Origin of the sequence: Bacillus sp. RB3, from assembly GCF_030164735.1 — a bacterium.
GTDB lineage: Bacteria > Bacillota > Bacilli > Bacillales > Bacillaceae_G > Bacillus_A > Bacillus_A cereus.
The window spans coordinates 382952-392287 of record NZ_JASNGE010000003.1; the positions used below are offsets into that span (position 1 = coordinate 382952).

A 9336-nucleotide genomic window follows, 5' to 3' on the forward strand; every position below is an offset into this window, starting at 1 on the left:
AAAGTGCTTTCTCTATGATGGGAATATAATCGTATGCAATAAAGAAGTGTTATTTTAGTTAGAGAAATTAATATTTCTTTCATTTGTGGGCAAACTATTCCTTTGATACGATTAATATAAATTGTTCTGCTTCATGTGAGAAAGGAAGGAGAAAATATGAGAAAAATAATTTTAGCTTCAGGATCACCTCGGAGGAAGGAATTGCTTGAGTTAGCTAGTGTGCCATTTGAAATCGTTGTAAGTGAAGTAGAGGAAACAATTGGTGCATATTCATCGCCTTCTGATATTGTAATGTCGCTTGCCTTGCAAAAAGCATCAGCGGTGGCAGAAAATAATAGTGATCACATTGTGTTAGGTGCAGATACAATTGTTACATATGAGTCGCGTATTCTTGGTAAGCCTTCTAATGAGGATGAGGCGAAAGAGATGTTACAATTACTATCAGGGAAAACACATGAAGTGTATACAGGTGTTGCGATTATAGCAAAAGAAAAAACGGTTACTTTTTATGAGCGTACAGAAGTTACATTTTGGGAGTTAACAGAAGAGGAAATTGATACATACGTCGCGTCGAAAGAACCTCTTGATAAAGCCGGTAGTTATGGGATTCAAGGTAAAGGATCTATTTTCGTTCAAAATATTCAAGGGGACTACTATAGTGTAGTTGGCTTACCAATCGCACGCCTCGTTCGGGAATTAAAACAATTTGATATTGATGTAACCCATGCGTAAAATTGCATGGGGTTTTCTTTGAGAGAACAAATAAAGGGGTGGAGAGATGAACGGTATTCGTGATGTTGTAAGAGAAGAACAGCCACGGGAGCGTTTATTGTTAGAAGGTGCTGGAAGTTTATCAAATCGAGAGCTTCTCGCAGTGTTACTCAGAACAGGTTCTAAAGAAGAAACAGTTTTAAAGTTGTCAGATAAAATTTTACACCAATTTGATGGCTTACGTATGTTGAAAGATGCAACATTAGAGGAGCTAATTAGTATACATGGTATTGGGATTTCAAAGGCATCGCAACTTATGGCAGCCTTTGAACTAGGCAGAAGAATGGTACGTTTAGAATATCAAAATAGATATAGTATTCGAAGTCCAGAAGATTGTGCGAAATACATGATGGAAGAAATGCGTTTTTTACAACAAGAGCATTTTGTTTATATTTAAATACAAAAAATCAAGTTATACATAGGCAAACGATCTTTATTGGAAGTTTAAACATGTCAATTGTACACCCGCGTGATATCAAGACTTTTATTTCAAAAAAACATATTTCATAAGTCTTTTTACTTTTATTATATGTATTCTATGTAGAATTTCGCACTGTCATAAAAAATGAGACAAATAAAAAACACCTGACGTTGAAAAACAGATATTGAACCTTAACAAATCAACGTGCTCGGTGATAAGGAGTAGTTTCATAAAGGAAAGATAAAAATTTCAGTTTTAAGAAGTGGAAATTTTGAGTTCCTATAGAAGTTTGTAGAATATGTGTTCTTTTTATCTGCATTAGGGAACTTTTTGATATATAATTTTAGTAAAGAGAGATTTAAATAATACATTTTATTTGATTGAAAAACTATTTAAATGTCGAAAATCAAATAGAGAGAAGGTTTTATTTCATATATCGTAGAGAGGAGGGGAATTAAATGAATGGTGATTTATTAAAAAGGTTGTTTCGAACTATTTCAAGTGGTGATCAAGAAGATATAGTGAAAATGGCAAAGTTAATTATTGATTACGAGGAAAAAAGAGGACATCAAAGGTTATCAAAGGAATTGGGAGAAATCATTAAAGACACTCCAATAAATACACCTTATCAAGAGAAAAATTTGAGTTCTTTACCTCGAAGTAGAAGGTATGATATTCCTTTAGCAACTTATATTGAGATAGATAAACTGGAATATGAAATGGTATTACCTTTTAATGTTGAACAGAGATTGGATAGGATAGAGAAGGAGTATGCCGCTAGGGGAAGATTAGCTTTATATGGCTTACAACCTAAAAAGAAAATTTTATTATATGGTCCACCAGGGTGTGGTAAAACTTTAGGTGCTCAAAGGTTGGCTCATAATACGGGGCTTCCTTTTGTAAAGGTTCGTTTTGATGCGGTTCTATCTGCGTATTTAGGAGAAACTTCTGCAAACTTGCGCACTATGTTTGAAATAGCTGAAAAATCCCCTTGTCTTTTATTTATTGATGAGTTTGATTCTTTTGCAATTTCGCGTACATCTAATAATGAAGTAGGAGAGATAAAAAGAATTGTAAATAGTTTTTTACAGTTATTAGATGAGTATAATGGAGATGGTTTATTAGTTGCAGCTACTAACTTAGACCAACAATTAGATCCGGCTGTATGGAGAAGATTTGATGATGTTATTGAAATTCCTAAACCAGGTGAAGATGAGATTAGAGAATTAATAATGAAAGGCCTAGTCAATATGGAAATAGGGTATATCGATTGGGATATTATTTTGAAAGCTACAAAAGGATTTTCAGCAGCTCAAGTTATTAGAGCGAGCCGAGAGGCTGCCAAAACTTCAATTTTAGAAGGAAAATATATAGTAACTCATGAACTATTGTTAGAAGCAGTAAATAACACTCGAGGTGAATAATTTGGCTACAAATGAATTTTTACATATTCCATTGAAGTTGATTAAAGATGCACCACCAATAAAGCCTAAAGGGTTTTCTTCAAAAAAAGATCCAATAACAATAGCTAATGAGGTAAACCCTAAAGCACATGGTGAGAAATTGTTAACCTCTTTAGGATCTATCCAAAAATCTTGGTGTGATAAAAAAGCTCGAAGAAATAAAGATGAGCTTCCTATGATGCCAGAAGCTATACCTTTATATTTGCGTGTAGATCCTGATGCGCTCCCAATAGAAGATATTAGAAAGTTTGGTATTGAAGTAATAAGTGAATTAGAAGATGGCTTTGTTTTAGGAGCATCAGCTGATGTGCATTTTAATCAGTTATCTAACAAAATAAACAAGTTTATCAATGAAAAAGAAAAAAAAGCTGCAAGTGTATGGGATTTCTTTCAAGGAAATGATTGGCGAATACAAAATATTTTATCACCTTATTTGCAAGAAAATTGGTTCTCTATAGGCGATAGTAGTCTACTAATTGTAGATATTGGAATAGCTTGTTTAAGCACGATAGATGTTCCAGAACATCCTCGAAAAAGAAAAAGTCAGTTGAATACAGAAGAAAAATATCAAAAAGCTGTAGTAAATTGGACAAGAAAAAGAGATGAAGCATATGAAGAATGGAATAAAATAGCCAGAGAAAGAATTGAAGATTTTTTACATATAGTAAAACAATATGAAGGACAGGTGCTTACTATGGATCGAGGGAAGCCTGGCTTGTCATCCAAGCTTCCAGATTGTGTGAATGTCCGTATCAAAATAGCATGGAGAGGCGTAAAAGACATTGTCTTGAACTATCCTTTTGTATTTGATATTACAGAAGCACAAGATATAGGTTCCTTTCCTATAGATGGTAATAATAAAGTGAAGGAAGAGCCGATATCAGTGAGTATAACGCCACCTACAGAATCAGCACCTTATGTATGTGTAATAGATAGTGGAATTCAAGAAAAGCATTTATTACTAAAAGATGCGATAGATTCTGCAACATCTAAGAGTTGGATAACTTCCCCGACAGATGTTGCAGATTATGTTAAGCCAGGGGGACATGGTACAAAGGTTGCGGGAGCAATTTTATACCCCAATGGAATTCCTGTTTCCGGTGAAGTAAAACCAACATGTTGGATACAAAATGCTCGTGTGTTAGACAAAGATAATTCTATGCCAAAGGAAATATCACCATCAGAAGTATTAGAGCAAATTGTTGAAACTTTTTATAATAGCTCTACTCATACAAGGATTTATAATCATTCAATAAATAGTTTATATCCCTGTAGAACAATACATATGAGCCATTGGGCAGCTACAATTGATAAGCTATGCTGGGAAAAAGATGTCCTATTTACAGTTTCTATTGGAAATCTTCCTTTATCTAGGCCTTCAAATTCTGAAATTAGATTGGGGATACGAGACCACTTAGTAAGAGGAAGGAAATATCCAGAGTTTCTTCTAGAAGACTCTTCAAGAATAGCTGATCCAGCCCAAAGTTTGCAGGCGATAACAGTAGGATCTGTTGGGATTAAAGAATTAAATGGAATTTATAATTCTTTTTCAAAGGCAACAGAACCGTCCTCATTTTCGTGTGCAGGTCCAGGGATTTGGGGAGTGATAAAACCAGATGTGGTAGAATTTGGTGGGGACTTTGCTTTGGATATGGGGAATCCGCAAAACATTGTTGTGAAGGAAGAGCTATGTCCACAATTAGTACGTTCTACATTATATGGAGGAAGTTTATTTGCAAAAGATGAGGTAGGTACATCTTTTGCTACATCAAAAGTCACACATATTGTGGCTAAAATTGCTGAAGTATTTCCAAATGAGTCAACACTCTTACACAGAGCTTTACTTATACAGTCAGCGCGATGGCCAAGTTGGGCAGAAAATGCAGTTAATAAATCTCCAATTATTAGGCATTTAGGGTATGGCATTCCTGATTTAGAAAGGGCTGTTGAAAACTCAGAATATAGGATTACCTTAGTTACGAGTGGAGAGATGATTATTAAAGGACGACAAGTACATATTTACGAAGTGAAAATACCGGAAGACCTTCGTAAACCAGTTGACGAATATAAATTTCGTTTGGATGTGACTTTATCCTATAAAGCAGAACCTAGGCGTACTCGTAGGCATAGGAAAAGATATTTATCTACATGGCTAGACTGGCAAACTAGTAAACAGAATGAAACCCCCGAGGAATTTGCTAAAAGAATGATTGAGCAAAGTGAAAATGAAGAGGCTTCTTCAGGAAATGATGCTCCATTATTTAACTGGAATATAAGAGAAAGAGATGATTGGGGAGCAATTATAGGTGTAAATCGTAAGAGTGGTACTGTTCAAAAAGATTGGGCAATTGTAGAATCAAATAAATTGAGTAAAGGTTTCTGTATAGCTATTATAGGCCATGTAGGATGGAATACTGATCCTGAGGCTGGTGTTCCGTATAGTTTAGCGGTATCTTTTGAGGCAATCAATCAAGATATTGAATTATATTCGAAGATAGCAATAGCCAATGAAGTTGAATTTGAAGTACAGATAGAAAACTAGAGGGAGAGAGCGAAAAATGACGGAAAAAAAAGATGAAAAAAGAGCAATTAGGGGTTCCTCTATTCGTTTTGATGAACCGAGTGAAGATATACTAAAAAAGTTTGATATTTTTTTAGAGGTAGAGGACGAAGCTGGTAAGGAAGATCAAGCAGATAAGGATGGAGAGTAGATGATTCCGACAATTGCTCAATTATATGCAATAATTATTTTATTAGTACCGGGATTTTTGTGTATTAAAATTTATTCGAAGCTCACTCCTACTAAAAAAAGAGAAGCTTTTGATTTTACAGTACTTAGTATAACAGTAACGTTAATAATTCATACAATCTATACGGGAATATTTGCTTATTATTTTATTGATCAGATGAATAGAGTAATTAATGAAATTACTGACAAGCAAATAAGTATTGGAGCCATTCAATGGATTGGTATTTATAGTGGCGGTTTAATTATTTTTACCATTGTAGTCTCGATAGTACTTGCTTTTATACGTGACAAAGGAAGACTATATAAAGTTACTAAATTTTTTAAATTTACGGCTTCACCATTTGATAACTTATGGGATGAAATAGTCTTTATTTATAGTTTAGAAAAGCAAGCGCCCGTAATAATTGTTCATTTTGAAGAAGAGAGTTATGCAGGTTATTTACATCGTTCTTCCTTTGAATTAGATAAAAGTAATACAAAAGAGATCATTTTGGCTAAGCCTAGATATCGAAAAAAAGAAGATGTGAATTGGCAGGTTTGTCAAGAAAACATGGTTTATCTTAATCTAGATGATGTCAAATCTATACGTTTTTTTAATGGAGATATTCTGTTGAACTCAAAATTATAAGGTATATCCCTGTTAAGTGAACCAGTATAACCGTTCATCAGCCACCACTTTTTCAACTTATAAAAACATTGAGGATGGATAGTATATATTGAAGAATAAGGCAGATGTTTTTAATTGTTCCAAAAACGAAAAGGTGAATTGTTCATTTGAAAGGCGCGATTGTTGAGCAACACAGTTAAAAAATGAGCAACCTTTTTTATAAACTAGACACTTAAATAACAAAAGAAGAATCCATTTTGAACAAACTGTCTTTCAAAATGGATTCTTTTTATTTGTCTTAAATTTAATGAAATTACTGTTAATTGACAGTTTATTCATATCCATCATAGCGATCCATAAAACTACGAATGCCAGTTAGTATAAGCGATTCATCGGTCTCATTCTTATAGAGTTTTCGCGGTGTAAGAATTGGTATACCACTATGAGTATTCACTTGTGTTTCAATTTTGTCCTGATGAATAGAAATGTTTATACGATCATTCATATCACATTCTTCATTTCCAAATTTTAAATGACGATATTCATTTTTATGAGGATATTCCTTTATGAAAGTGACAATATAGTATCTATTTTTTAACGTTTTCTGGTTCTTAATGTATTGAGAGAGAGTATGCATTTCTTGTATATCGGTTAAGTCCATTGTAATTACACCTTTCATATTAGAATTCAAGTATAAAATTTAAAGATAATGAAAAAAATGAATTGGATAAGTTAATTATAATTTAAAAATCAATTATTGTCAGATTGGAGGTAAGAAAATGGATCGTGAATTATTGCAAGTCACTCTTTTTGAGACCGGACAGGGAGATTCTTTTTCAGAAATACATATGACATTTTCAGATTATAAGGTATTTCTTGAACATATAAAACAAGAGGGTATGAAGTATGATGATGGTGATATTGTACACAGCTATAAATATAAAAAAGTAGACCTTCGCCTTACTAAGGAAAAATTCGGTAATAAAGTATATAGAGCTGATGTAACATTTTTTAAGGAAAGCGATTTATCATAGATGGATTTGTAAATGAAATTTTAATATTGCATCCAGTGTTGAGTTGAAATAAAGTTTTATTAGAAATGATTTGAAACCCCTTATTAAATGAGCACTAAAAAGAATCCATTTTAAAAGGAGATTAATCAAAATGGATTCTTTTCTATTCAAATAAACATTTGTTTATAAAAATGTTTGATTAATATTCAATTAGTATTCTTTAATTAAAAGGGTAAACCATCGTAACTCAAAATTTCAGTAAAAGTTTGGTAAGCGCAATACATTAACAAAAATATTTTTGTTAAAAAAGTAAATATTGTATATTTCAAATATATATTATAGAGATATATTAATGAAAGGAGTTTATTATTAGTGAAAATTAATAGAGAAGCATTTGATGAATTTAATCAAGTATGTAATGATTACTTTGAAAAAGACGCAAATAAACATTTTGAAATGAATACTAAAATTATGTCAGCTAGAGCAGTTATAAATTATGCTTTGCAAGATATAAACAATAAAAATGATGATATTAATGTGTATGAATTAATATCAGTTTCAGACAAAATATTAACATCAATAGAATATTTGTTGAAAAAATTAAAAGTCTATGAAAAAAAGAACGACAAAAACGAGTTTTATGGTGTTAAAAGTATAAATAGGGATAAATATGATTATTTCAAAGCGATTAGATCATATATAATTGCTCATCCTCTAGAAACAACACATAAAGAATTTTCAAGATTTGGATTTGGTGGAAATATAGTATTTGAGGATATTCAAAAGACAAAAAAATTTCATAAAACTTTAATGAAAGAAATGATAGAAAATATTGAAACGGCTGATTATGTTATGACGTTTACAAGAATTAATTTTGATTTTGAAAATAGTGATATTGAACATATTGATAACTTGGGCGAAACGTTTCAAAAAGGACTTAATATAGAAAAAGACATATTGAGTCTAATTAGATATGCTATTGGTAACATGAAGGTCATAACAGAGCATTTAAAAGTTATGTTTTCTCAAAATGAGACTACAATAAATGGGGTTGAATAAATCAAGAAGGAATTCCTATGGTTGGAAATGTTGAACGATTAATTCCGGAAATTAACAAGTTACATAAAAATATTTAATCATAAAAGGAATTTGAATATTTTAACAAAAATCAATTTCCTTTTATGATTTTATCGCGAATTTATTTAAAAGCAACAGGAAGTTGGGGTCGAATCTTTCTAGTGAGAATATGTTCTTTTCTTTTTTAAAGTTTATCGTATAACTTTCCAAGAAGAAGTTTATTTTCACCAGTAAGTTTCTTATTTTCTTTTTCTAACTCTTTAACTTTATGTCTTAAGGCTTCAATAATTGTGTCCTTACTTTTTTCACTTGTGTTATGTTTAATTGATTTTACATTTTTAACCTCATTTTGTTGCCTGCGTAAAGTTTCAATTCTCACTCTAAAATCTTTATTATTATAAAGATAAGATTTTGAAACATTTGCAGAGGTAGCTATGCTATTAAAATTAATTCTTGCTCGTTCCTTTATTGCTTTTTTAATGGCATTTTCAACTCTTGTTGATGTCTCTTTACTTTTTTTCATCGCATGTTTTAAAACACCATCAGTATTACGCTTATGATTCATGAATGAAATTCTCCTTTGAAATCTTAGCATCTAAAAGTACCTTTTTTGCATTTACACCATTAAAAGAAGCTCCATTACTTAATAGGTCTCTAATTCTGTTAAGATTTTTAAGTTGTTTTTGATTTTTTTTATTAAATATTGGCATGTCTTTAGTTCTTTCTATGACTTCTTTTACGTTTTGTATTTCTTTCTCAAATTCTGGAATATGTTCTGGAGTAGTACAAAAGTTTGGGCAATTATCAAGACAGGGAGTGATTACAAATGGACATCCCTCTTTTTTTGAAGCCATACAGTAACCTAATGGAACTTTTGCTGCCTCTATATTACTCTTAATATACTCCCAATGAATTAGGTCATCATCTAATTTAATCTCTTGTACAGTTCCTTGGCTAATATTTACTTTTAAAAGTGGTCCTTTTTTTTCAAGCGTTTTTTCCCATTCTTTTCTTAAAGTATCATCAGCTAACTTTGCATATGTCAACGTCATTTCTGGAGAGGCATGTGCAAACCATTTCATTATGTGTGTTAAATTCATACCTAAATTGATTAATTCTACACCTTTTGAATGCCTAAAAGCATGATTCCTAAAGTGGAATACTTATGATGATAGGTAAGGCTTTGATGCAATCTCCACCTTTTCCCCCACCTCACACCGTACGTGCTAGTTTCC

The 9336-nt window shown here is 31.9% G+C and carries 9 protein-coding genes and 2 pseudogenes; 8 read left to right on the forward strand and 3 right to left on the reverse strand.

Annotated elements, in window-relative coordinates; genetic code table 11:
* The first annotated feature begins 156 nt into the window (after window positions 1-156).
* The 6 genes and pseudogenes from QO049_RS07395 to QO049_RS07420 all read left to right on the forward strand — a co-directional run bounded on the left by QO049_RS07395 (window position 157) and on the right by QO049_RS07420 (window position 6032).
* Entirely contained in the window at window positions 157-732 is a 576-nt protein-coding gene (locus QO049_RS07395) for a Maf family protein (RefSeq protein ID WP_001226291.1), read from the forward strand.
* A 46-nt stretch (window positions 733-778) separates the two neighbouring features.
* Window positions 779-1248, forward strand: a pseudogene (gene radC, locus QO049_RS07400) (RadC family protein); the annotation flags it as partial.
* Between the two features lie 402 nt (window positions 1249-1650).
* Window positions 1651-2616 (forward strand): AAA family ATPase, encoded by a 966-nt coding sequence (locus tag QO049_RS07405; RefSeq protein ID WP_284489244.1) that lies wholly within the window; start codon window positions 1651-1653, stop codon window positions 2614-2616.
* Window position 2617: 1 nt separating this feature from the next.
* Window positions 2618-5197, forward strand: coding sequence for a S8 family peptidase (locus tag QO049_RS07410; protein WP_284489245.1), 2580 nt, complete (start codon window positions 2618-2620; stop codon window positions 5195-5197).
* A gap of 16 nt (window positions 5198-5213) precedes the next feature.
* Entirely contained in the window at window positions 5214-5366 is a 153-nt protein-coding gene (locus QO049_RS07415; RefSeq protein ID WP_284489246.1) for a hypothetical protein, read from the forward strand.
* Window positions 5367-6032 (forward strand): DUF6338 family protein, encoded by a 666-nt coding sequence (locus tag QO049_RS07420; protein WP_284489247.1) that lies wholly within the window; start codon window positions 5367-5369, stop codon window positions 6030-6032.
* A gap of 310 nt (window positions 6033-6342) precedes the next feature.
* On the opposite strand, the gene QO049_RS07425 is transcribed toward QO049_RS07420, so the two are convergent.
* Entirely contained in the window at window positions 6343-6672 is a 330-nt protein-coding gene (locus QO049_RS07425) for a hypothetical protein (RefSeq protein WP_284489248.1), read from the reverse strand.
* 118 nt (window positions 6673-6790) lie between these two features.
* Here QO049_RS07425 and QO049_RS07430 point away from each other — a divergent pair, with 118 nt between their 5' ends.
* Both QO049_RS07430 and QO049_RS07435 read left to right on the forward strand, forming a co-directional pair.
* Window positions 6791-7045 carry a hypothetical protein gene (locus tag QO049_RS07430; RefSeq protein WP_284489249.1) on the forward strand — a complete coding sequence of 85 codons (255 nt, stop codon included), beginning with the start codon at window positions 6791-6793 and terminating at the stop codon, window positions 7043-7045.
* 351 nt (window positions 7046-7396) lie between these two features.
* Window positions 7397-8083, forward strand: coding sequence for a hypothetical protein (locus tag QO049_RS07435; RefSeq protein WP_284489250.1), 687 nt, complete (start codon window positions 7397-7399; stop codon window positions 8081-8083).
* Window positions 8084-8285: 202 nt separating this feature from the next.
* Here QO049_RS07435 and QO049_RS07440 read toward each other — a convergent pair whose 3' ends face one another.
* Together QO049_RS07440 and QO049_RS07445 are read right to left on the reverse strand one after the other, a co-directional pair.
* The gene (locus tag QO049_RS07440; RefSeq protein ID WP_284489251.1) at window positions 8286-8666 is read right to left on the reverse strand and encodes a DUF6262 family protein; all 381 of its coding nucleotides are present in this window, start codon (window positions 8664-8666) and stop codon (window positions 8286-8288) included.
* Window positions 8656-9246: pseudogene (locus QO049_RS07445) on the reverse strand (tyrosine-type recombinase/integrase); the annotation flags it as partial. The gene QO049_RS07440 and the pseudogene QO049_RS07445, both read right to left, overlap by 11 nt.
* Window positions 9247-9336: the final 90 nt, after the last annotated feature.

Coding starts and splice junctions, on each gene's coding strand:
- QO049_RS07395 (WP_001226291.1), top strand. CDS start 157: ATGAGAAAAATAATTTTAGCTTCAGGATCACCTCGGAGGAAGGAATTG.
- QO049_RS07425 (WP_284489248.1), bottom strand. CDS start 6,672: ATGGACTTAACCGATATACAAGAAATGCATACTCTCTCTCAATACATT.
- QO049_RS07415 (WP_284489246.1), top strand. CDS start 5,214: ATGACGGAAAAAAAAGATGAAAAAAGAGCAATTAGGGGTTCCTCTATT.
- QO049_RS07405 (WP_284489244.1), top strand. CDS start 1,651: ATGAATGGTGATTTATTAAAAAGGTTGTTTCGAACTATTTCAAGTGGT.
- QO049_RS07430 (WP_284489249.1), top strand. CDS start 6,791: ATGGATCGTGAATTATTGCAAGTCACTCTTTTTGAGACCGGACAGGGA.
- QO049_RS07420 (WP_284489247.1), top strand. CDS start 5,367: ATGATTCCGACAATTGCTCAATTATATGCAATAATTATTTTATTAGTA.
- QO049_RS07440 (WP_284489251.1), bottom strand. CDS start 8,666: ATGAATCATAAGCGTAATACTGATGGTGTTTTAAAACATGCGATGAAA.